The organism is Saccharopolyspora karakumensis, from assembly GCF_004349225.1.
Classification (GTDB): domain Bacteria; phylum Actinomycetota; class Actinomycetes; order Mycobacteriales; family Pseudonocardiaceae; genus Saccharopolyspora; species Saccharopolyspora endophytica.
On record NZ_SMLA01000022.1, the window covers coordinates 1 to 22,427 of the forward strand.

Annotated in this window: 22 protein-coding genes and 1 riboswitch; of the genes, 12 read left to right on the forward strand and 10 right to left on the reverse strand. The window is 70.8% G+C overall.

Features of this window, described 5'->3' with window-relative positions; translation table 11 throughout:
* The 3 genes from E1202_RS15990 to E1202_RS16000 all read right to left on the reverse strand — a co-directional run.
* A partial coding sequence (locus E1202_RS15990; protein WP_132683952.1) for a DUF6923 family protein occupies positions 1-825 on the reverse strand: 825 nt, incomplete at its 3' end.
* Complete coding sequence (locus tag E1202_RS15995; protein WP_132683953.1) at positions 795-1,562, reverse strand: bestrophin-like domain; 768 nt, start codon at positions 1,560-1,562, stop codon at positions 795-797. The genes E1202_RS15990 and E1202_RS15995, both read right to left, overlap by 31 nt.
* Positions 1,559-1,837, reverse strand: coding sequence for a helix-turn-helix domain-containing protein (locus E1202_RS16000; RefSeq protein WP_132683954.1), 279 nt, complete (start codon positions 1,835-1,837; stop codon positions 1,559-1,561). Before E1202_RS16000 ends, E1202_RS15995 begins: the two co-directional genes overlap by 4 nt.
* Before the next feature lie 580 nt (positions 1,838-2,417).
* On the opposite strand from E1202_RS16000, the gene E1202_RS16005 reads away from it, so the two are divergent.
* The 3 genes from E1202_RS16005 (at position 2,418) to E1202_RS16015 (ending at position 6,329) form a co-directional block, all read left to right on the forward strand.
* Complete coding sequence (locus tag E1202_RS16005; protein WP_268952334.1) at positions 2,418-3,827, forward strand: family 2B encapsulin nanocompartment shell protein; 1,410 nt, start codon at positions 2,418-2,420, stop codon at positions 3,825-3,827.
* A 62-nt stretch (positions 3,828-3,889) separates the two neighbouring features.
* Positions 3,890-5,269, forward strand: coding sequence for a family 2B encapsulin nanocompartment shell protein (locus tag E1202_RS16010; protein WP_235878435.1), 1,380 nt, complete (start codon positions 3,890-3,892; stop codon positions 5,267-5,269).
* Between the two features lie 16 nt (positions 5,270-5,285).
* Complete coding sequence (locus tag E1202_RS16015; protein WP_132683956.1) at positions 5,286-6,329, forward strand: family 2 encapsulin nanocompartment cargo protein polyprenyl transferase; 1,044 nt, start codon at positions 5,286-5,288, stop codon at positions 6,327-6,329.
* A gap of 103 nt (positions 6,330-6,432) precedes the next feature.
* Here the strand turns inward: E1202_RS16015 and E1202_RS16020 are convergent, their stop codons facing one another.
* Complete coding sequence (locus E1202_RS16020) at positions 6,433-7,758, reverse strand: purine-cytosine permease family protein (protein WP_132683957.1); 1,326 nt, start codon at positions 7,756-7,758, stop codon at positions 6,433-6,435.
* A riboswitch (TPP riboswitch) is annotated at positions 7,749-7,862 on the reverse strand. Its footprint overlaps the gene before it by 10 nt.
* Before the next feature lie 316 nt (positions 7,863-8,178).
* Here E1202_RS16020 and larE point away from each other — a divergent pair.
* The 4 genes from larE to E1202_RS16040 are packed head-to-tail and all read left to right on the forward strand — an operon-like array spanning position 8,179 to position 11,279.
* Positions 8,179-8,997 (forward strand): ATP-dependent sacrificial sulfur transferase LarE, encoded by an 819-nt coding sequence (gene larE, locus E1202_RS16025; RefSeq protein ID WP_235878445.1) that lies wholly within the window; start codon positions 8,179-8,181, stop codon positions 8,995-8,997.
* Positions 8,994-9,656, forward strand: coding sequence for a nickel pincer cofactor biosynthesis protein LarB (larB, locus tag E1202_RS16030; RefSeq protein ID WP_132683959.1), 663 nt, complete (start codon positions 8,994-8,996; stop codon positions 9,654-9,656). The genes larE and larB overlap by 4 nt, the downstream gene beginning before the upstream one ends.
* Entirely contained in the window at positions 9,653-10,789 is a 1,137-nt protein-coding gene (gene larC / locus E1202_RS16035; RefSeq protein ID WP_132683960.1) for a nickel pincer cofactor biosynthesis protein LarC, read from the forward strand. Before larB ends, larC begins: the two co-directional genes overlap by 4 nt.
* A gap of 55 nt (positions 10,790-10,844) precedes the next feature.
* Positions 10,845-11,279 carry a VOC family protein gene (locus E1202_RS16040; protein WP_132683961.1) on the forward strand — a complete coding sequence of 145 codons (435 nt, stop codon included), beginning with the start codon at positions 10,845-10,847 and terminating at the stop codon, positions 11,277-11,279.
* Positions 11,280-11,374: 95 nt separating this feature from the next.
* Here the strand turns inward: E1202_RS16040 and E1202_RS16045 are convergent, their stop codons facing one another.
* The 4 genes from E1202_RS16045 to ligD form a co-directional block, all read right to left on the reverse strand.
* Positions 11,375-13,450: a xanthine dehydrogenase family protein molybdopterin-binding subunit gene (locus E1202_RS16045; protein WP_132683962.1), complete on the reverse strand. Its 2,076-nt coding sequence runs from the start codon at positions 13,448-13,450 to the stop codon at positions 11,375-11,377.
* On the reverse strand, positions 13,447-14,433 hold the full coding sequence (locus tag E1202_RS16050) for an FAD binding domain-containing protein (RefSeq protein ID WP_132683963.1): 987 nt from the start codon (positions 14,431-14,433) through the stop codon (positions 13,447-13,449). The genes E1202_RS16045 and E1202_RS16050 overlap by 4 nt, the downstream gene beginning before the upstream one ends.
* Positions 14,430-14,921 (reverse strand): (2Fe-2S)-binding protein, encoded by a 492-nt coding sequence (locus E1202_RS16055; RefSeq protein WP_132683964.1) that lies wholly within the window; start codon positions 14,919-14,921, stop codon positions 14,430-14,432. The genes E1202_RS16050 and E1202_RS16055 overlap by 4 nt, the downstream gene beginning before the upstream one ends.
* A 64-nt stretch (positions 14,922-14,985) precedes the next feature.
* Positions 14,986-15,837 carry a non-homologous end-joining DNA ligase gene (gene ligD / locus E1202_RS16060; protein WP_132683965.1) on the reverse strand — a complete coding sequence of 284 codons (852 nt, stop codon included), beginning with the start codon at positions 15,835-15,837 and terminating at the stop codon, positions 14,986-14,988.
* A gap of 163 nt (positions 15,838-16,000) precedes the next feature.
* Here ligD and E1202_RS16065 point away from each other — a divergent pair, with 163 nt between their 5' ends.
* The 3 genes from E1202_RS16065 (at position 16,001) to E1202_RS16075 (ending at position 18,627) form a co-directional block, all read left to right on the forward strand.
* A complete protein-coding gene (locus E1202_RS16065; RefSeq protein WP_132683966.1) occupies positions 16,001-16,225 on the forward strand; it encodes a hypothetical protein in 225 nt (74 codons plus the stop codon).
* 125 nt (positions 16,226-16,350) lie between these two features.
* On the forward strand, positions 16,351-17,151 hold the full coding sequence (locus tag E1202_RS16070; protein WP_132683967.1) for an exodeoxyribonuclease III: 801 nt from the start codon (positions 16,351-16,353) through the stop codon (positions 17,149-17,151).
* A 63-nt stretch (positions 17,152-17,214) separates the two neighbouring features.
* Positions 17,215-18,627 carry an amidase gene (locus E1202_RS16075; protein WP_207918673.1) on the forward strand — a complete coding sequence of 471 codons (1,413 nt, stop codon included), beginning with the start codon at positions 17,215-17,217 and terminating at the stop codon, positions 18,625-18,627.
* 17 nt (positions 18,628-18,644) lie between these two features.
* Here E1202_RS16075 and E1202_RS16080 read toward each other — a convergent pair whose 3' ends face one another.
* Positions 18,645-19,304 carry a hypothetical protein gene (locus E1202_RS16080; RefSeq protein WP_132683969.1) on the reverse strand — a complete coding sequence of 220 codons (660 nt, stop codon included), beginning with the start codon at positions 19,302-19,304 and terminating at the stop codon, positions 18,645-18,647.
* A 230-nt stretch (positions 19,305-19,534) separates the two neighbouring features.
* Between E1202_RS16080 and E1202_RS16085 the strand changes: the two genes are divergently transcribed.
* On the forward strand, positions 19,535-20,986 hold the full coding sequence (locus tag E1202_RS16085) for an MFS transporter (RefSeq protein ID WP_132683970.1): 1,452 nt from the start codon (positions 19,535-19,537) through the stop codon (positions 20,984-20,986).
* A gap of 10 nt (positions 20,987-20,996) precedes the next feature.
* Positions 20,997-21,572, forward strand: a complete 576-nt coding sequence (locus tag E1202_RS16090) for a TetR/AcrR family transcriptional regulator (protein ID WP_132683971.1) — start codon at positions 20,997-20,999, stop codon at positions 21,570-21,572.
* Here the strand turns inward: E1202_RS16090 and ssuE are convergent.
* Positions 21,569-22,129: an NADPH-dependent FMN reductase gene (gene ssuE / locus E1202_RS16095; RefSeq protein WP_132683972.1), complete on the reverse strand. Its 561-nt coding sequence runs from the start codon at positions 22,127-22,129 to the stop codon at positions 21,569-21,571. The genes E1202_RS16090 and ssuE overlap by 4 nt on opposite strands.
* Positions 22,130-22,427 lie beyond the last annotated feature (298 nt).

Consider the following 22,427-nt stretch of genomic DNA (forward strand, 5'->3'; position numbering starts at 1 on the left):
CGGAGTGGGTGGTGGAGCGGGCGGGGGACGCCGCAGGCACCCCGCGGCGTCGGAACTGGACATGTGCGGCACCTCGGCCAGTTTCACCAGAGCTCCACCGCTGCCGATCCGGTACGTCCCCCCGCTGTGGTTGGCGGTGACGTAGAGCGCCCGGTCCCGCCCGATCACGACGGACCCGTAGCTGTCGGGCAGCAGCCCCGGCAGCCACACCACCGGATCGACCCCGCCCGTGCGGTGATCGATCCGGACCACCGCCGGGATTCCCGCGTAGGTCTGGGCGACTCCGTAGAGCAGCCCGTCGGGGCCGACGTCGAAGTCGTCGACCCCGAACGGACCGTGGCGCTCGCCCAGTTCGGCCGAGGACAGCACGTGCCGGAACGTCGGGCTCGAAGGATCGACGTCCACCGCGTGCAGGCGGTCGTCTTCGAGGACGTACCAGCGGTTCCTCCTGATCGCCCCCGCCCTCGGGCGCTCCAGCGGGTTCCACGGGGTGTCGGCGCGCCCCGCGATGACCGGCCCGAGGTCCAGCGGTGGGTCGTTCGGCCGCAGCACGACCACGTGGCCACCGTCCGGGAAGCCGGACGCGATGCCGTAAGCGAAGCCCTGCCCCGACGAGTACCCGAGGGCGTTCACCCGGTACGGCAACGCACCGACCCGGGTGTCGGTGAAGTCGGGCAGGACCACCCGGTGCAGCACCGAGGTGCTGCCCCGGGTGCGGACCTGCAGCGCCTCGCACGCCGGATCCGCCTCGGCGGCCGGGGCGACCACCGCCGCCAGCAGAGCGACGGCGCCGGCTAGCCCCGCGCGAGTCGCGCGAGCGCCCACTCGAACGCCTCCGGTTCGATCCGCGACCCGCCGCTGAACGGGTTCTGCAACTGGAAGATCGCGAACAGCAGCAGCGCCAGCGCACCGGCCAATGTCGACACCAGAACGATGTGCGGGAACAACTTCGTGCCGCCGAAGAGGTTCGGCAGCAGCACGCACACCAGGCTTCCCACGATCAGCACGAACCACACGACCGCCACGACCCCTCGGTCGAACGCCCGGGTGAGCCGTTCGTGCCGTTCCGCGTAGACCTCCTCGAGCTTGTCCAGGGCCTCGGACTTGCGGTCCTCCTGGAACTCCCCGTCGGCCGGCGCGTTGACCACCACCGCCCGGATCTGGTCCAGCCGCCCCCAGCCCGGTCCACCGACCGGGGTTCCGCGCTGCATCTGCGGCCATTCGACGCCGACGACGCCGTCGAGGTAGGCCACGCTGTTGCTGCGCACCTCGGCCGCGGTCGGCACCGGCAGGGATTCCACGGCCCAGGACACCGCCACGAGGTCTTGGGCCTCCTGGTAGGCGCCCTCCCTGGCGTCGGTGACCGCGTCGAACAGCGTCACCAGCACGAATGCCAGGACCACCGCTTGCAGGCCGCTGACGATGGTGAAGACCTGCCCGGCGGCGTCGTTGTTGCTCGGCCTCCCCTCGTCCTGTCCGATCCTGCGCACCAGGTAGCCGATCAGCGCCGCGCCCAGCGATGCGCCGAGCACCCAGAGGGTTCCGGTGAGGATCAGGGTCATTCCGCGATGCCCGCGGTCGTCTCGCGCACGACGTCGGGTTGTCGCGGTGCGGGCACCACCGGCGCTTCGGGCTCCAGCAGATCACCGACCTCGCAGCCCAGCACGCGGCAGATGATGTCGAGATCGTCCAGCTTCAGGCTGGCCGGCGTCTTCGACCAGAGACCGGACATCTTCCCGGCGGAGATCACCAGGCCGTGCTCGGCGAATCTCCGCTGCAGGTCGGTGGCCTTCCAGATACCGCGCTGCGCCGCGACCAACCGCAGGTTCCACTTCACGCGAAATCGCCTCCTGGAGAGAAGAGTCAACAGGTTCGCCGATTCTGATGGTCTTTCACCTATCTCGACCGAACCCGGGAAACACCCGGCAGAACCACATCCCGAACAATACGCCCGAGATCGCCGAGAATTGGATAACCCGATTCGTGGAATTCGAGTTCACACATCTGTCGCCCGGGTGGAGCAATGCGGTCCCGAAATCTCCCGTTCCACCACCCTCGCAAAGGGGCACCAGGCTGATCCGACCCCGGAAACGACTAGGGGGACGGGCTCTGCGCGCCACACTGCGTGGCGCACTGGGACTATCAGGTGATCATGATGATCACCCGCGCTGACCACCGCGTATAGCGCCGTTCGGCACTTTCGGGTGACTGTACGGCCCAGTTGCCTGGTGCTAGCGTTCCATCCGGGAGCAACGCCGGGGTCGCCAATCCGACCCGGACAACAATTCCTTCCAGCGCTCTCGAATTCCTCGACGACATTCGCCGATCCACCTTTCGCGTCCACCTTCGCGCCGGACCGAACCCTTCGAGCACTCTCCCGACGATTTGTCAGCTCTATGATTGGTGGTATTTCTGTCGTGACTGCGACCGATCCGAACCCCGCCGACACCGAAGCGCCGCAGTTGAGCCTGAGCACCGCCGCGGCGAGGAATCTCGCGACCACGACCAAGTCGGTCCCGCAGATGCAGGGCATCACCTCGCGGTGGCTGCTGCGCATGCTGCCGTGGGTGCAGGCCGCGGGTGGCGTGTACCGGGTGAACCGCAGGCTCAGCTACACCCTCGGAGACGGCCGGATCACCTTCAGCAACACCGGGGCCGACGTCAGCGTCATCCCCCAGGAGCTCCAGGAACTGCCGCTGCTGCGCGGTTTCGACGACGAGGCGGCGCTGCGCGCGCTCGCCGACCGGTTCGTGCAGCGCCAGTTCGAACCGGGCGAGGTGATCGCCAACTCCGGTGAGTCGGCCGAGGAGGTGGTGCTCATCGCGCACGGCAAGGTCAACAAGATCGGCACCGGCGAGTACGGCGACCAGACCGTGCTGGAGGTGCTCGCCGACGGCCAGTACTTCGGCGCGCAGGTGCTGGCGGGCGAATCCGGCGAGTGGGACGCCAGCTACAAGGCGGTGACGCCCTGCACCGTGCTCTCGCTCGGCCGGCGGACCTTCCAGGAGCTCAACGGCTCGTCGGAATCGCTTCGCGAGCACGTCCGGGAGGTCCTCGCCGGGCCCGGTCGGCCGCACAACCCGCACGGCGAGGCCGACATCGACATCGCATCGGGCCACACCGGCGAACCGTCGCTGACCGGCACGTTCGTCGACTACGAGCTGGCGCCGCGGGAGTACGAGCTCAGCGTGGCCCAGACCGTGCTGCGCGTGCACAGCCGGGTCGCCGACCTCTACAACCAGCCGATGAACCAGACAGAGCAGCAGCTCCGGCTGACCATCGAGGCGCTGCGCGAGCGCCAGGAGGAGGAGCTGGTCAACAACCGCGACTTCGGCCTGCTGCACAACGCCGACCTGCGGCAGCGCATCCCCACCCGGACCGGGCCTCCGACTCCCGACGACCTCGACGAGCTGCTGACGCTGGTGTGGAAGGAACCCGGCTGCTTCCTGGCGCATCCGCGCACGATCGCCGCGTTCGGCCGCGAGTGCAGCAAGCGTGGCCTGTACCCGCAGAGCATCGACCTCGGCGGGCACCAGGTCCCCGCGTGGCGAGGCGTGCCGATCCTGCCGTGCGACAAGTTGCACGTCAGCGACAAGCGCACGAGTTCGGTGCTGCTGATGCGGCTCGGCGAGCAGAACCAGGGCGTGGTCGGTCTGCACCAGACGGGTCTGCCCGACGAGTACCGACCCGGGTTGTCGGTGCGGTTCATGGGGATCAACGAGCAGGCGGTCATCTCCTACCTGGTCAGCGCCTACTACTCGGCGGCGGTGATGGTTCCGGACGCGCTCGGCGTGCTCGAGCACGTCGAAGTGGGCCGCGAGAGCTGACCGCGCGGGCCGGTCAGGCAGGCCGGCCCGCTCCTCTCCCCGATCAGAGGAGTTGACACACCTTGACCGCCACCGAGAACCCGGCTCTGAGCCTGAGCACGCAGGCCGCGCGCAGGCTTTCCACGACCACCAAGACGCAGCCGCAGATGCAGGGCAGGACCTCCCGATGGTTGCTGAGGATGCTGCCGTGGGTCGACATCGAGGCAGGAACGTACCGGGTCAACCGGCGGCTGACCTGCGCGGCAGGCGACGGCCTGATCACCTTCACCAACACCGGGGACCAGGTGCGCGTGATCCCGCGCGAACTCACCGAACTGCCGCTGCTGCGCGGCTACGACGACGATTCGGCGCTGAGCGCGCTCGCTGACCGGTTCGTGCAGCGCCACTACGAGCCGGGGCAGCTGGTCTCGGTCGGCGGAGAACCGGCGACCGAGGTGGTGCTGATCGCGCACGGCAAGGTCGACAAGATCCGCAGCGGCGAGTACGGCGAGGACACCGTCGTCGACACTCTGGCGGGCGGCAGGTTCTTCGGCTCCCAGGTGCTGGCGACCGCGCAGTCCACATGGGACAGCACCTACCGAGCGGTCACGCCCTGCATCGTGCTCGCCCTCGATCGCGCGGCGCTGCACGAGGTCACCAGGCAGTTCGACGAGCTGCGCGCGCACGTGGCCGCCGAGTACGCCTCGCCGGCGCCACCGACCAACAAGCGCGGTGAGGTCGACATCGCGCTGGCATCCGGTCATTCCGGCGAAACCGCGCTGCCCGGAACGTTCGTCGACTACGAACTGGCACCGCGCGAGTACGAGCTCAGCATCGCGCAGACCGTGCTGCGGGTGCACAGCCGCGTCGCCGACCTCTACAACCTGCCGATGAACCAGACCGAACAACAGCTCCGGCTCACCCTCGAGGCGCTGCGCGAGCGCCAGGAGAACGAGCTGCTCAACAACCGCGACTTCGGCCTGCTGCACAACGCCGACCTGCAGCAGCGGCTGCACACCCGCACCGGGCCGCCCACCCCGGAAGACCTCGACGAACTGCTGTCCCGCCGCAGGAAGTCGCGGTTCTTCCTGGCACATCCGCGTACCATCGCCGCCTTCGGCCGGGAGTGCAGCAAGCGCGGCCTGTACCCGCAGACCACCGAGGTGCAGGGGCACGCGGTCCAGTGCTGGCGCGGTGTGCCGATCCTGCCCACCGACAAGATCCCGATCAGCGCCAAGGGCACCACCTCGATCCTGTGCATGCGCACCGGCGAGGACGACCACGGCGTGGTCGGCTTGCGCCAGACCGGGATCTCCGACGAGCACGAGCCCGGACTCTCGGTGCGCTTCATGGGCATCAACGAACAGGCGGTCCTCTCCTACCTGGTCAGCGCCTACTTCTCCGCCGCGGTGCTGGTCCCGGACGCGCTCGGCGTCCTGGAGAACGTCGAAATCACCCGCTGAGCGAAGGGAACCCGCAATGACGACGATGCAGCAGGACGCGAACCGCGCCGGTCAGGCCTTCGAGGCGCTGACCAGCAGCCGCACCATGGTCGAACCGGCGCTGCGCGCGGCGGTGGACCGGCTCCCGGACCGGATGCGCCAGGTCGCCGGCTACCACCTGGGGTGGCTCGACGAGCGCGGAAACCCGGTGCGCGCTGACCGCGGCAAGGCGATGCGGCCGACCATGGTGCTGCTCAGCGCCTCGGCCGTCGGCGGCGATCCGGCCGACGCGGTCCCGGCCGCAGTGGCCGTGGAACTGGTGCACAACTTCTCGTTGCTGCACGACGACGTCATGGACGGCGACGTCACGCGCCGACATCGGCCGACGGCGTGGACGGTGTTCGGCAACGCCACCGCGATCCTGGCCGGTGATGCGCTGCTGACGCTGGCGGCCGACGTGCTCGCCTCGTCGCAGCACCCGGAGGCGGCCAGCGCGGTGCGGATTCTCAGCAGCGCGGTCCTCGGCCTCATCGACGGGCAGAACTCGGACCTGGAGTTCGAGACGCGGGCCGACGTGGACGTCGCCGCGTGCCAGCGGATGGCCCGCGACAAGACCGGTGCCCTGCTGGGGGCCGCGTGCGCGCTCGGCGCGCTGCACGGAGGCGGCTCGCCGGAGCAGATCACCAGGTTGCGCAGCTTCGGCGAGCGGCTGGGACTGGCGTTCCAGCACATCGACGATCTGCTGGGGATCTGGGGTGATCCGGCGATGACCGGCAAACCGGTGTTCTCCGATCTGCGCACCCGCAAGAAGACCTTGCCGGTGGTCGCCGCGCTGACCTCGAGCTCCAGCGCCGGCCAGCGGCTGGCGTCCCTCTACTACCGGGAACAGCCGCTGGTCAGCGGCGAACTCGCCCAGGCCGCGGAGCTCGTCACGCTCGCCGGCGGGCGGGCGTGGAGCCAGGCCCAGGCCGATGAGCTGCTCGCCTCGGCGTTGACCGACCTCCGCAGAGCGGAGCCGGAGGAGGACGCGGCAGAGGCGCTCACCGCCCTGGCACACCTGGTGACGCGCCGGGACCACTGAGTCCCGGCGCCCGGAAACGACGGCTCCAGCCACCACCGCCGCCCCTCCGGGCTGGAGCCGTCCCCGGTCTCCGGGCGGTTCGCCGCCACGCGAACCGCCCGGCTCAGGCCTTCCGGCGGCTGCGGGCGAGCAGGCCGATGATGCCCGCGGTCACCGCGGAGATGACGAACGAGGTCAGCGCCGCGCTCATCCAGGTCGGGACGGTGAACCCGATGGCCTCGCGGGCACCGGTCCACAACTCCGTCCACCAGCCCAGTTCGCCGGGGTTGATCAGCTGGAAGGCCGCGAAGCCCAGCAGCCAGGCGATCAGCATCCCCCAACGGGAGGGAGCCTGCGACGAGACGTCCCACTCGCGGTTGCGGGCGTTGTAGAAGTAGTCCAACGCCAGCACGCCGAACATCGGCACGAACACCGACCCGATGAGCAGCAGGAAGTTGGAGAACTGCTCGATGTCCATCGTCAGCGCGGCCAGGGTGCTGATCACGCCGACGATCAGGCTCAGCAGCCGCCGATCGGTGCTGGGGCGCAGGTTCTGGATGGACACCGCGGTCGAATAGGTGTCGGCGAAGGACTGGTCGACCTCGCGCAGCACCAGCACGGCGAAGAACAGCACGCCCAGCGGCGCCGCCAGCAGCGGGTCGAACGCCTTGTCCCCGTCGAACCCGACCAGCGCCAGGCCGAGCAGGCCCAGCAGGTAGCAGGCGATCTGGGTGACCGAGTAGCCGACGGTCGCCGCGGTGAACGCACCGCCGGCAGACCGCGAGTGCCGCGAGTAGTCCGAGGCGACCGGCAGCCAGGACACCGCGACGGCCAGCGCCGCGTCGGCGCCCGGCCAGAACCCCTCCCAGGACCCGTCGTTCATCGGCGGCAACGGCTGGAGCAGCAGCTGCACGAAGAAGTAGACCATCGCGATGAGCACCGCCACGCTCACGTAGCGGCGCAGCAACCGCAGCGCGCCCAGGGGGCGCAAGGTCAGCGCGGTGGTGAGGGCTCCGGCGATGAGCACGTACAGCCACTGCGGTCCGCCGCCGAACAGCGCCTCGGCACCTTGGGCGATCACCAGGAGCTCGAACGTTCCCCAGCCGACCAGCTGGAGGATGTTGAGCACGGTCGGCACGTAGGACAGCCGGGTGCCGAACAGGCCGCGCAGCAGCATCATCGCCGGTGCGCCCGTGCGAGCGCCGGGGATGGCTGCGATGCCGACCATCAGGCTGCCCAGCACGGTCCCGACGACGGTGGCCGTCACGGCGGCTGCGAAGGACAGCTGCGGCACCCCTGCGGGTGCCAGCACCGCGAGCGCACCGCTGAAGCCGAGCAGGCTCACGCCGAGGTTGCCCCAGAAGGCTCCTTGGTCGAGCACGCCCAGCGTTCTGGGTGCCGGTTCGTCCAGGGTGTTCGGAACTTCGGACCGTTCGACGTCAAGCGCCATCGACAGCTCCCTACGCCGGCATTATCCGGACAGGTTCTGCGGTCGGTGGCGCGCTGCGTGCCACCCTCTCAGCCCGATCCGCCCGAGCTCCCGCGTGGATAAGTCGGGCAGACCCTACCTGATCGGGTGAAGCGGGGTAAGTCAGCGCCTCCTGTTGCCGAAAAGCCCCCGGGTGACCTCCCGACCGACGGCGCTGGCCGCGGAGCGCTCGAAAGGTAGGTCGATCCCGCCGCCGAGCCGGGGAGTGCCACTCGGTCGAGCGACGTGCGGGCGCGTCCGCACTAGCACCCCGAACGAGCCGCCAAAAGGCTCGTTGACCACCGGAAAGATCTCCTTCGACGGCATGGGCTGCATCGCTCGATGGAGTTAGAGTCTGGTCGGACCACATGGCTGTGAGCGAGCGTGCGTGAGGAGTGCGTCGTGACCGGATTGGACCGCCTGCGGGCGCGCGTCAGAACCGAGGAATCCCTGGTCGTGGCGTTCTCCGGTGGCGTGGACTCGGCACTGCTGGCCGTGGTGGCGCACCAGGAGCTGGGAGCGCGGATGCTCGCGGTCACCGCCGTGTCGCCGAGCCTGGCGGCCGAGGAGCGCAAGCGGGCCAAGAGCTTCGCCCGCGAGCACGGCCTCGCCCACGTCGAGGTCTGCACCGACGAGGCCGATCGGCCCGAGTACGCCGCCAACGACGGAAATCGCTGCTACCACTGCAAGTCCGCGCTGTTCGACGCGGTCGAGCCGCTGGCGGCGACGATGGGCGCGACCATCGCGCTGGGCACCAATGTGGACGACCTGGGAGATCACCGGCCGGGCCAGCGCGCGGCCGCTCAGCGCGGTGCGATCGCGCCGATGGTCGACGCCGGCCTCACCAAGGCCGACGTCCGCGCGGCCAGCGCCGAGCTGGGTCTGTCCACTGCGGACAAACCGGCCGCCGCGTGCCTGGCCTCCCGCGTCGCCTACGGCGATCCGGTCACCCCGGAGGTGCTGGCCCGCATCGAGCGGGCGGAGGCCGCCGTCCACGCCCTGGGGTTCCCGGTGTGCCGGGTCCGCGCGCACGGTCAGGGCACGGTGGCGCGCCTGGAGGTGCCCGCCGAGGACATCGACCGCGCCGCAGCGCACCACGCCGAGCTCGACGCCGCGGGCCGGGACGCGGGCTTCGAGTTCTGCGCGCTGGACATGGCCGGCTTCTCCAGCGGCCGGATGAACGTGCTGCTTCCGCTGCTGCCCACGCGGACGGCGTCATGACCGGCTTCAGCGATCTCGGCTACGCCAGGGTCGACACCGATCGGGAGTCCCGCCAAGGCCTTCCGGAGGTGGTCTACGGGCCCGGCAAGCGGCCGGAGGAGATCACCGGCATCGTGACCGAGCTGCTGGCGCGCAGCACCGGCCCGGTCCTGGTCACCAGGGTGGAACCCGAGGTCGCGGCGGCGGTGCGGGTGCCCGGGGGCGACTACGACGAGACGGCTCGGCTGCTGGTGTGGCGACCGGCCGAGCAGCGGGATTTCCGGTTGTGCGTGGCCACGGCGGGCACGTCGGACTGGCCGGTCGCGGCTGAAGCGGACGCGGTCGCCTCCGCGATCGGCCTGCGCACCCACGTGGTCCGCGACGTCGGGGTGGCGGGCATCCACCGACTGCTCGCCGCGAGCGAGGACCTCGAGAAGGCCGACGCGGTCGTCGTGGTGGCGGGCATGGAGGGCGCCCTGGCCAGCGCGATCGGCGGTCTGGTCTCGTGCCCGGTGATCGCGGTGCCGACCTCGACCGGGTACGGCGCCTCGCTGGAGGGCGTGACGGCACTGCTGGCGATGCTGACCTCCTGCGCGGCCGGGTTGACGGTGGTCAACATCGACTCGGGTTTCTCCGCCGCGATGGCCGCGCACCGGCTGGCGACGGTGTCCCGGCGATGATCCTCTGGCTCAACCCCGCGACCGGGCTCTCCGGCGACATGCTGCTGGGCGCGCTGCTCGGACTCGGCGCCCCGCTGGAGCAGGTGCGGGCCGCGATCGAGTCCACCGGCCTGCGGGGGTGGTCCCTGGACGCCGAGCGGGTCCAGGTGGACGGGATCGCGGCGACCAAGGCGGTCGTGACCGCCGACGACGACGCGCCGGAGCGGCACGCGGCGGAGCTGATCGAGCTCGCCTCCCGCGCCCGGCCGGAACCAGTTGCGCGGCTGGCCGTTTCCGCGCTCGAAGCGATCGCCCGGGTGGAGGGCCGGCTGCACGACCGCGATCCGGCGGAGGTGCACCTGCACGAGGTCGGCGGGCTGGACACCATCGTGGACACCGTCGGGGTGGCGGCCGCGTTGCACGAGCTGTCGGTCACCGCGGTGCATTCCGCTCCGATCGCGCTGGGATCGGGCACGGTCCGCTGCGCGCACGGTGTGCTCCCCGCCCCCGCTCCGGCGACGTTGCGCCTGTTGGAGGGCGCGGCGGTGGTCGGTGCGGACCTCGTCGGCGAGACGGTCACCCCGACGGGCGCGGCCCTCGTCGCGGCGATGGGAACCCGGTTCACCGCTCCCCCGGCGATGACGCTCGGCGCCACCGCCTACGGGGCCGGGACCAAGCGCTTCCCGCAGCACCCGAACGTCCTGTCGGCCTCGCTGGGGTCCGCGCCCGCCGGGTCGGAGCCGATGGTCGTGGTGGAGTGCAACGTCGACGACGTCACCGGCGAATCCCTCGGCCACGTCGTCGAACGGCTGCTCGACGCCGGCGCGGCCGACGCGTGGACCAGTCCGGCGACGATGAAGAAGTCCCGTCCCGCCCACGTCCTGCACGTGCTGTGCGCTCCCGGTGTCGAGGCGGAGCTGACCGAGATCGTGCTGGCGGAGACCGGCACGCTAGGCACCCGACGGCACGAGGTCCAGCGCACCGCGCTCCCCCGCCGCACCACGGCCGTTTCCGTGCGGGGACATCGGATCCGCGTCAAGCACGGCCCGCACCGCAGCAAACCCGAGCACGACGACGTCGCGGCCGCGGCGAAGGCCCTCGGCCTCCCGCTGCGCACCGTCGCCGACATGGCCCTGGACGCGGCGCGCGGCTGAGGTCCCACCCGAACTCACCGGGGGATGGTCGGTCCGGCCGGGTAGCCTCCGAGGCATGGCCATCAAGTTCGAGAACGTCGGCATCGCGGTGCGCGATCTCGAAGCGACGATCTCCTTCTTCACCGACCTCGGCCTCACGGTCGTCGGCCGCACCGCGGTCAGCGGTGAGTGGGCCGACACCGCCGTCGGCCTCGACGGCAACCACGCCAACGTCGCGATGCTGCAGACGCCGGACGGCGGGCACCTCGAGCTGTTCGAGTACCTCCACCCGGAAGCGATCGAGACGGCGCCCACCCTTCCCCACGAGATCGGCATGCACCGCGTCGCCTTCTCGGTCGACGACATCGACGAAGCCCTCGCGATCGCTGCCAGGCACGGATGCCGCCCGCTGCGCGGCGTGGCGACCTACGAGGACGTCTACAAGCTCACCTACGTCCGCGGCCCCAGCGGCATCCTCGTGATGTTCGCCCAGGAGCTGAAGAAGGGCTGACGGCGCACGCGATCGCGACGAGACCCCCGACCGCCGGGTGCCGCGCAAGAGCATCGGCGTCGAGATCGACCGCTTCCGAGGCGCCCAGCGATGATTCAGATGTTGCCGACGAGCTTGTCGGGCGTGATGGGCAGGTCTCGGACGCGGACTCCGGTGGCGTGGTGCACCGCGTTGTCGATGGCGGCCGCGGTGCCGCAGATGCCGATCTCGCCGATGCCCTTGGTGCCCATCGGGTTGACGTAGGGATCGTCCTCGTCGATCCAGTCGACCTCGATGTCTCCGACGTCGGCGCACGCCGCGACGTGGTACTGCGCCATGTCCCGGTTGATCACGTGCCCGTAGCGCGGATCGACGTGGGCCTCCTCGTGCAGGGCCATCGACATGCCCATCGTCATCCCGCCCATGAGCTGCGAGGCACCGGTCTTGGCGTTGACGATGCGCCCGGCGGCGAAGATGCCGAGCATGCGCGGCACCCGCACCTCGCCGGTGTCGACGTTCACCCGCACCTCGGCGAACTGGGCGCCGAAGCTGTGCATCGCGTAGGTGCCCTGATGCGGGTTGTGGGGCATCCGACCGGTCACCACCACACCCTCCTCGGGCACCGGCTCGCCGTCGGGCAGCTCCATGCGCAGCCGGCGTGCGGCGTCGACGATCGCCGAGCCCCAGCAGGTGATCCCGGTCGAACCGCCCGCTCCGGAGGCCCAGGGCAGGTCGGTGTCACCGATGCTGAGCACGACCCGATCGACGTCGGCTCCCAGGGCGTCGGCGGCGATCTGGGTCAGCGCGGTCCACGCACCGGTGCCGATGTCGACCGCGCCGAGCAGCACCCGGTACCGGCCGTCGGGCCTGGCCTGGATGGTGGCCTGGGTGCCGGGCTGCGAGTTGACCGGATAGGTGGAGGCGGCGACACCGGTGCCCACCAGCCACTCGTCGTCGCGGCGAGCGCCCGGAGCCGGGTCGCGGTCGGCCCAGCCGAACCTGCGGGCGCCTTCGCGCAGGCAGGCCACCAGGTTCCGGCTGGAGTACGGCAGCCCGGTGTCCGGATCGGTCTCGGGTTCGTTGAGGATGCGGAACTCGATGGGGTCCAGCCCGCAGGCGATGGCCATCTCGTCCATCGCCGTTTCCAGCGCGTACATCCCGGGGCACTCGCCCGGTGCCCGCATCCACGTCGGCACCGGCAGGTCCAGCTGCGCCAGCCGGTGGGTGATCCGGCGGTTCGGTGCGGCGTACATCGTGCGCGTGGGTTTTCCGGCCAGTTCGGGGAAGCTCTTGAGGCGGGCGTCCTGCGCGATCACGTCGTGGCCGATCGCGGTGAGGCGTCCGCTGGAGTCGGCGCCGAGCCGCACGCGCTGGATCGTGGCGGCGCGGTGGCCGACCACGGGGAAGACCTGCCGGCGAGTGAGCACGAGCTTCACCGGGCGCGGTTCGACGCGCTGGGCGGCCAGGACGGCGGCCACCAGGTGCGCGTGCGCGGGTCCCTTGGACCCGAACCCGCCGCCGACGTGCGGTGCCACGACGTGCACGTTCTCGGCGTCGACACCGAAGAGCTCGGTGAGCGCGTCGCGCACCCAGTGCACGCCCTGCGTGGAGTCGTAGACGGTGAGCTCGCCTTCGGACCACGCGGCGGTGGTGGCGTGCGGTTCCATCGCGATGTGGTGCTCCTGCGGCACGGTGTAGACCGCGTCGTGCGCCGTCACCGACCCGGCGAGCGCGGCGTCGAGCTCGCCCTGGTCGAGGTCGTCGTCGGCCGGCACGAGATCGTCGCGGTCGGCGTCGAGGTCCGCGTCGTGCTCGTCCTGCTCGTACTCGATGCGCACGAGACCGGCTGCGGCTCGGGCGATTTCGGAGGATTCGGCGAGCACCACGGCGATCGGCTGCCCCCGGTAACCGACCTGCGGTGATTGCAGGACCGCGAGTTCGGCGTCGTCGGTGGAGGCCAGCTCGGGAGCGTTGTGGTGGGTGACCACGTCGAGCACTCCGGGCTCGTCCAGCGCCGCGGTCGCGTCGATGGTGGTGATGCGCCCGCGCGCGATCTGCGATTGCACCAGGTGGGCGTGCACGGGCTTGTCGACCGGGTGTTCGGCCGCGTAGAGCGCGCGGCCGCGGACCTTCGCCTCCCCTTCGAGGCGGTCGAGTGGGGCTCCGAGGATTCGGGCGGCGGCGGTGCTCATCTCGACACCCCCGCCAGGTCCGCGAGCGTTCCGGTGATCATGTTGCGCACCAGCTGCACCTTGAAATCGTTCCCGGGCAACGGATTCGCCGCCTCCAGCTCGGCATCGGCGGCACGGCGGAAGTCGTCCGCGGTCGCCGGCCCACCGCGCAGCACCTGCTCCGCGGTGGTGGCCCGCCATGGCTTGTGCGCCACCCCGCCCAGCGCCAGCCGCACGTCGCGGACCGCGCCTTCGGCGACGTCGAGGGCTGCCGCCACCGAGACCAGCGCGAACGCGAACGAGGTGCGGTCACGGGCCTTGCGGTAGCGCGACGTCACCGCGAAGTCCAGCGGCGGCACGTCCACCGAGATGATCAGCTCACCGTGTTCGAGCACGGTGTCGCGTTGCGGTTCGTCGCCGGGCAAGCGGTGCAGGTCCACCAGGTCGATGCGGCGGCTTCCGCCGGGACCGACGGTGTTGACCACGGCGTCGAGCGCGGCCAGCGCCACCGCCATGTCCGAGGGGTGGGTGGCCACGCATTCGCGGGAGGCGCCCAGGATCGCGTGCTCCCGGTGGAAGCCCTCGCGGGCCGAGCAACCGCTGCCCGGTTCGCGCTTGTTGCACGGCGTCGTGATGTCCTGGAAGTAGCCGCACCGGGTGCGTTGCAGGAGGTTTCCACCGGTGGTGGCGAGGTTGCGCAGCTGCGGGGAGGCGCCCGCGAGCACTGCCTGGGACAGCACCGGGAACCGCTGCCGCACCAGCGGATCCGCGGCCAGCGCGCTGTTGGTGGCCGAGGCACCGATGCGCAACGTGCCGTCGTGGTCCTCGATCCGGTCGGAGGTCAGCCGACGCACGTCGACGAGCACTTCCGGCGCGGCGACCTCCAGCTTCATCAGGTCCACGAGGTTGGTGCCACCGGCCAGGTACTCGGCGCCTGGCGTCTCGGCGAGCACGCTCACGGCTGAGTCCACGTCGGCGACGCGCTCGTAGTGGAAGGGTCTCATCGGGTCACCACCTCGTTGACCGCGCGAACGATGTTGGCGTAGGCGCCGCACCGGCAGATGTTGCCGCTCATGCGCTCCCGGATCTCATCGTCGAGATCGGCGCCCTCGGCGGTCACAGCGCTGGGCTCTCCCGCCTTCAGCTCTTCGACGGCGGCGACCGCGGAGACGACCTGCCCAGGCGTGCAGTAGCCGCACTGGAAGGCGTCGTGCCGGATGAACCCGCGCTGCACCGGGTGCGGCTCACCGTCCCCGAGGCCGTCGGCGGTGCGCAGGTGAGCACCGTCGTGCGCCACGGCGGGCATCAGGCAGCTGTTGACGCGCCGGTCCTCCAGCAGCACGGTGCAGGCGCCGCACTGGCCGTGGTCGCAGCCCTTCTTCGCACTGGTGATCCCGAGTCGTTCGCGCAGCGCGTCGAGCACGGTCGTGCGGGTGTCCACGGTGAGCCGGTGCTCGGTGCCGTCCACGAACAGCGTGATGTCGGCGTCCACGTTCCCTCCAACGTCGTGCGTCCACCTCGCTTACCCGAACCCGCGCCTCCCCATGCACGACAGATCAGTGCAGGTCGCGCCACGGGTCGGATTTCTGGGCCAGGCGGCGGGCCATGTTGGTCAACCCGTACGAGCGCGGGTTCGCCCGGCCGAGCTCGTCGAGGTCGAGCGGGGTGGCCGCCGGTGCTCCGGGACGCGCGCGCAGCGAGTAGGGGGCGATCATGGTCTGGCCGTAGGCGTTGCGGTTGGTGTCCAGGAAGATCCGGTCGCCGCGCTTGTTCTTGCGCTGCTCGGTGGTCAGGCGCTCCGGATCCTCGCGCGCGGCGCGCTCCGCCAGCTCGCGCACCTGCGCGCGGACCTCGTCGAACACGCGGTCTCCGGTCAGCGGTGCCGCGATGTGGAATCCCTTGCCGCCGGTGGCCTGCAGGTGCGGAGCGAACCCCTCGTCGGCGAAGCGCTGGCACATCGTGCGCACCACCTCCCGCAGGGTCGCGATGCCGACGTCCTCCGGCGGGTCGAGGTCGAGCACGGCCAGCACCGGGCGCTCCAGGTCTTCCACTGTGGACAGTGCTATGTGGAGCTCCAGGCTCGCTTGGCCGGCGAGGTAGAGCAGCGTCTCCTCGTCGTCGATGAGCACGTGGTGCACCGGAGGCCCGTCGCCGCGCTGCGGGACCGACGCGCGCGGGATCCGCTCCGGGAAGTGCCTCGACGCCTCCTTCTGGAAGAAGCCCTCCGCCCCGATCCCGTCCGGGAACCGGCGCAGCGTCACCGGTTTGTCCCGCGCGTGCGCGATCAGCTGGCCGGACACCGCCCGGTAGTAGTCGAACACGTCCTGCTTCCGGAAGGAGTCCTGCGGGTAGAGAACCTTGTCCGGGTTGGACGGTCCGGTGCGGTCCTGCGTGTCGTTTCGCGGCATGGCAGTGCAATACCCGGGCACCGGAAGCCCTATTCACCTGGTCGTGAGCAGCGTTCGCAGCACATCGTTAAAACATTCGGGTGACAACGGGAACCGTTGGCCGTTCTTTTTGTTCCTATTGGCTGTAAGCCAGTTGCGACGAACGCCGAGCAAGGAGATCTCGATGGAGCAACACGTGTACGCGGAACTCATCGGCGGCCCCGAGGACGGCAGGTCGTTCATCATCCCCGCGGTCGACGCGGACTTACCGATGGGCGAGTTCGCCTTCCCCTCGCCCCGCGACGGGGAGGACCCCTGCTCGCCCTACGCGTGCTACAACCGGCGCGACCAGCGCCCCGACGGCGTCTGGCGCTACCAGTACGCCGGCGAGCAGAACGTCGCACCTTAAGAGCTGTCGGGGAGTCGCGTTGCTTGGCGGCCGGCTGAGTCCTGCACCTGAGACAGCGGCTTCGCCGCGCCCTCGAACAGCACCTGGCCCGTCCGGGCGTCAGGGGGCTGTGCCAAGCTGCGGCCATGCGGATCGCCACGTGGAACGTCAACTCGGTAGGAGCCCGGCTGCCCAAGCTGCTGGACTGGCTCGGCACGGCCGAGCCCGACGTGCTGTGCCTGCAAGAGCTCAAGTGCGCCGAGGACGCCTTCCCGTTCGACGAGGTCGGTGAGCTCGGCTACGAGATCGTCGCGCACGGGACCGGCCGCTGGAACGGTGTCGCCGTGCTCTCCCGCGTCGGCCTGACCGACGTCCGCCGAGGGCTGCTCGACCAGCCCGGCTTCCAGGTCGACGGCTCCATGTTCGAGACGCCCGAACCCCGCGCGGTCGCCGCGACCTGCGGCGGGGTCCGCGTCTGGTCGGTCTACGTGCCCAACGGACGCGAGGTCGGGCACGCCCACTACGACTACAAGCTGCGCTGGCTGGACGCGCTGTGCGCCACCGCGGTCGAGGAGCTGGCCGCCGATCGCCCGTGGGCGGTGCTGGGCGACTTCAACATCGCACCCAACGACGAGGACGTGTGGGACATCGCCGCCTTCGAGGGCTGCACCCACGTCACCCCGGAGGAGCGCAAGGCGCTCACCGCGCTGACCGAGTGCGGTCTGGCCGAGGTGTACCCGAGGGCGCTGAAGTACGACGTGCCCTTCACCTACTGGGACTACCGGGCGCTGCGGTTCCCGAACAACCAGGGCATGCGCATCGACCTCACCTACGGCAACGAGGCGTTCACCAGCGCGGTCACCGACTCCTACGTCGACCGCAACGCGCGCAAGGGCAAGGGCACCTCCGATCACGCCCCGGTGGTCGTCGAGCTCGACCTGGGCTGATCCACCCGGCACGTCCGGGCCGCTATCTTTCGTGGCGAACCACGCCGCGAGGAGGAGCCAGACGTGCCGGATTCGCTCTGCCACCACACCGCCACCGACCTGTCCGCGCTGATCCGGGAGCGGGAGGTCTCGGCGCGCGAGGTGATGCAGGCCCACCTGGACCGCATCGAGCTGCTGAACCCGAAGGTCAACGCCCTGGTCTCGGTGGACCCCGAGCGGGCGCTGGCCGCTGCCGCCTCCGCCGACGAGTGGCTGGCCTCGGGCGCCCCGGTCGGTCCGCTGCACGGGTTGCCGATCGCGCACAAGGACACCCACGACTCCGCGGGCATCCGCACGACCTACGGCTCGCCGCTGCTGGCCGACAACGTCCCGGACCGCGACGAGCTCGTCGTGGAACGGCTCAAGGCCGCGGGCACGATCGTGATGGGCAAGACGAACGTGCCCGAGTTCGCGGCCGGTTCGCACACCTTCAACCCGGTCTTCGGCACCACCGCCAACCCGTACGCGCTCGACCGCTCGGCGGGTGGCAGCAGCGGTGGTGCGGCGGCCTCGCTGGCCTGCCGGATGCAGCCGCTGGCCGACGGCAGCGACATGGGCGGGTCGCTGCGCAACCCGGCGTCGTTCTGCAACGTCGTGGGCCTGCGGCCGGCACCGGGCCGGGTCCCGACCTGGCCGGACCTCGCGGCCTGGTCGACGCTGTCGGTGCAGGGCCCGATGGCGCGCACCGTCTCCGACGTGGCGCTGATGCTCTCGGCGATCGCCGGGCCGGACGACCGCAGCCCGATCGCGATCAGCGAGCCCGGGTCGGTCTTCCAGGGCTCCCTGGAGGCGGACCTGTCGGGCCTGCGGGTGGCCTTCTCGATGGACCTCGACGGCGAGCTGGTGGTGGCCCCGCAGGTGCGGGCGGTGCTCGAACCGGCCGCGCAGGTGCTCACCGACATCGGGGGTGCCGTGGAGGAGGCCGCGCCCGACCTGACCGGTGCCGACGAGGTCTTCCGGACGTTGCGCGCCTGGCAGTTCGAGCTGGCCCTCGGCGAGCTCCGCGACGCCCACCCGGACCGGATCAAGCCGAGCCTGCGCGACAACATCGACGCGGGACGCGCGCTGACCGGTGCCGACGTGGGGCGCGCCGAACGGCTCCACGCCGAGCTCTACCACCGGGTCCGCGAGTTCTTCGGCCGCTACGACGTGCTCGCGCTCCCGGTCAGCCAGGTGCCGCCGTTCGACATCGACCTGGAGTTCCCCACCGAGATCGGCGGCGTGGCCATGCCGTCCTACCTCGACTGGATGCGCTCGGCGTACTGGATCTCGGCCACCGGCTGCCCGGCGATCTCGGTCCCGGCGGGCTTCACCCCGCAGGGACTCCCGGTCGGCCTCCAGCTCGTGGCCCCGCACCGCGGCGAACGGCGGCTGCTGGAGGTCGCCCACGCCTTCGAGCGGGCGACGCAGCACGCCGCCGTCCTCCCCCAGCTCTGACCGGCCCCGGCCGCGCTTCAGTCGCGGTCGGCGGCCGTGGCGTGGTCGTAGTAGCCGAGGACGCCGGTGGCGCCGTGCCAGGCGAATCCCGCTTCGGGTGTGGCGGGCTCGCCCGCGGTCTCGATCATCCGGCGCATGGTGGTGTCGACGAGCGCGTCGAGGTCCCGCCAGCGTCGCGCCGGGTCGCCGCCCGCCGGTGCGTCCTCGGCGAAGTCCTCGGCGCACCGGTCGAGCCCTTCGCGCAGCAGCCGCGCGTGCTTCATGAACTCGCCCCTGCCCCAGTCCGGAGCCAGGTCTTCGGCGTGCGCGGCGAGCAGGCCCGCCATGTGGGCGATGTCCTCGACGTGGTTGCCGAGCCACTTGCGGCGCCGGTGGATCGATCCCAGCTCCGGCCACCGCTTGCGCGCGGCCTGCCGGGTCCTGCCGGTCACCGCGCTCAGATCGGCCAGGCTCGCGCCCAGCCACACGCTCTCGGCCGACGCCGCTTCGGTCTGCTGAGCCGCGGCCTCGGCCACGAGCTCTTCGGTGGCCAGCGCCGCCTGCAACCGCGCGAGCGAAGCCGCACGTCGTTGCTGCTCATCGCCCACGTCGGAGCCCTTCGGGCCGGGATCGCGGACCTCGACGTCCACCTCCGCGGCCAAGCCCTCGACGAGCAGAGCCGCTTCCTGTGCCGACACGATTCCCCCTCTCTGTAAACCGAAGGTTCACAGTATCAGTGTGAACCCGAGGTTTACAACCTGGTCCAAGGGCAGGCACGGACTCCGCACTCCGTGTCCACTGTGGACGTCGAGGCGGTGAATTTTCGTGACTGCCACGCGAAATCGGACATCCGGCGCCTTGCATCCAGTGGTGAACACAGGTTTACTCACCTGGTGAACACGAGTTCACGCCGGGAGTGAGGAGTCTGATGAGCGTCGCCGGGTCCGCTTCGTCCGCAACGCGCAGTTCGAAAGTGGTCATCCTCGTGCTCGCCTCGTGCGGGATCGCGGTATCGCTGATGCAGACCCTGGTCGTCCCGCTGCTGCCCGAGTTTCCGCACCTGCTCCAGACCACCGCCGCCAACGCAGGCTGGCTGGTCACCGCTCCGCTCGTCGCCGGCGCGGTGTGCGCGCCGGTCACCGGACGCCTCGGCGACATGTACGGCAAGCGCCGGATGCTGCTGTTATCCCTGGCCACGATGGCGGTGGGCAGCGCGATCGGAGCGGTCAGCGACGACTTCACCGCGGTCCTGATCGGCCGCGTGCTGCAGGGCGCGGCCGTCGGTGTGGTTCCGCTGGGCATCAGCATCATGCGCGACGAGCTGCCCGAGGAGCGGGTGGGCTCCGGGGTGGCGCTGATGAGCGCGACGCTGGGCATCGGCGGCGCGGTCGGACTGCCGATCACCGGCGTGGTCGCCCAGGAGCTCAACTGGCACTGGCTGTTCGCCGGGGCGATGGTCTTCGCCCTCGTCGAGATCGCCCTGATCCTGTGGGTCGTGCCGGAGTCATCTCTGCGCACGGGCGGGAAGTTCGACTTCGTCGGCGCGCTGGGGCTCTCGGTGGCGCTGACCTGCCTGCTGCTGGCCATCTCCAAGGGCAACGAGTGGGGCTGGTCGAGCGGCCTGGTCCTCGGCCTGCTCGCCGGAGCGATCGTCGTCCTGCTGCTGTGGGGCGCCTACGAGCTGCGCAGCGCCGCTCCGCTGGTGGACCTGCGGGTGTCGGCGCGGCCGACGGTGCTGCTGACCAACATCGCGTCCGTGCTGGTGGGCGTCGCGATGTTCACCGGCTTCCTGGTCGGTTCGCAGCTGCTGCAGGCCCCGCCGGAGACCGGCTACGGATACGGCCTGTCCCTGGTGGTCGCGGGTCTGGTCCTGCTGCCCATCGGTGCCGCGATGGGCTTGTTCTCCCCCGTCTCGGCCCGGATCTCCCGCCGCTACGGCCCGCGCACGACGCTGATCCTCGGGGCCTGCGTGCTGGCGCTGGGCAACCTCGGCGGTTCGCTGCTGCACGACCCGCTGTCGGTCGTGGTGGTGAACCTGACGATCGCCTCGATCGGTGGCGCCCTGGCCTACGGCGCGCTTCCCGCCTTGATCATGCGATCCGTGCCCACCACCGAGACCGCCGCCGCCAACGCGCTCAACAGCCTGGCCCGATCGATCGGCACCTCCGGGTGCAGCGCGATCGTGGTCGCGCTGACCACCGGATCCCTGGTGCACGTGGCCGGCGGGACCTATCCCTCGATCAACGCCTACTCCTGGGTGTTCGTGGTGGCCGGCGGCGCCGGCCTGATGGCCGCGCTCATCGCCGCGGCGACCCCGGCACCGCCTCGGTACGAGGCTGTTACCCATCGGGTGGCCTTCGCGGTGGGGGGCTCGCGCTAGCCTGAGGTGCATGCCCACCACGGGGTCGATCGAGGAGCAGCGCCGCGACGCGTGCGCCACGCGGGAAACCATCCTGAAGGTGGCGAGGCGGCGCTTCTCCTCCTGCGGTTACGCCGACGTGACGCTGCGCGACATCGCCGCGGACGCCGACGTCAGCGCCGCGCTGGTGGTCAAGTACTTCGGCAGCAAGGAAGATCTGTTCGCGCAGGCCTCGGGTTTCGAGCACGATGCCGAGCGGCTGCTGGACTGCGAGCTGCCGCACCTCGGCGAGCACCTGGTGCGCACGCTGCTGGACTACCACGAGCGCACCCAGGGCGATCCGCTCGTGCGCGCGGTGTTCACCTCGTCGCGCCCGGCGGGCGGCCGCTTCCGCGACAACTTCGAGTCCCAGCTGGTCACCCGGCTCGCCGATCGGCTCGACGGTCCCCGGGCGCGACTGCGCGCCGAGCTGGTGTGCAGCCACCTGATGGGGCTCGGCGCCGCGCGCCTGGTGCTGCGCACCCAGGCGATCAGCGCCGAGCCCACCGAAGAGCTCGTGGCCCTCACAGCACCGCTGATCCAGCGGTGGATCGACGGCCCGCTCTAGGCGGAGCGCCCCAGGACCGTGGCGTGCGGAACGCCGTCGAGCGCCTTGCCGAACTGCTCGATGACGTCGGCCAGCGGTCCCGCGCTGTCGTCGTGCACGGCCAGCTCCTCGCCGACCAGCGAGAGGTGCTTGTCGAGCAGGAAGAAGCTCTGCACGGCGTGCCGGGCGCCCAGCGAGTGCACCACCGGGCGCAGCGCGTAGTCGATGGCCAGCACGTGCGCGACGCTGCCGCCGGTGGCCAGCGGCAGCACGGCCTTGCCCGCGAAGCCGAACTGCGGCAGCAGGTCCAGGAACGACTTGAGCAGACCCGAGTAGGCGGCCTTGTAGGTGGGCGTGGCCAGCACGATCCCGTCGGCCGCCGCGACCTGCTCGACCGCCGCGGAGATCGCCGGGTCGGTGAGGTCGGCGCTCAGCAGCGCCTCGGCGGGCAGGGTCCGGACCCGCAGGTGTTCGGTGGTGCGCCCGGACGCGGCCAGCCGCTGCGCGATGTGCTCGCCGATCCTCTCCGTCTTCGAGGTGCGCGACGGACTTCCGGAAATGACCAGGACGGTGGACACGAGCTGCTCCCTGAATCTGGCCCTCTGCGGACCGCTACCGGGTTCGGCCGGATGCGGCGTCACCCCTGACTTCGTGGTTTCGTCAGGAGCGACAGCCCTGCGCCGTCACGCGCCGCAAGTCGACGTGCGTCCGCCTGCTGAGTCTCGGAGTGGTCACGAAGCCCATCGTCTTGGCGGTGCGCTCGCGGTGTCAACGAGCGCACCGCCGGATCTCATCTGGCGGACGGCGGCGGCCGAACTCCCGGTCCGCACCTCTGGCCACCGAGGTGTCCGGGGGACGAAGCTGTCGGATGAACTA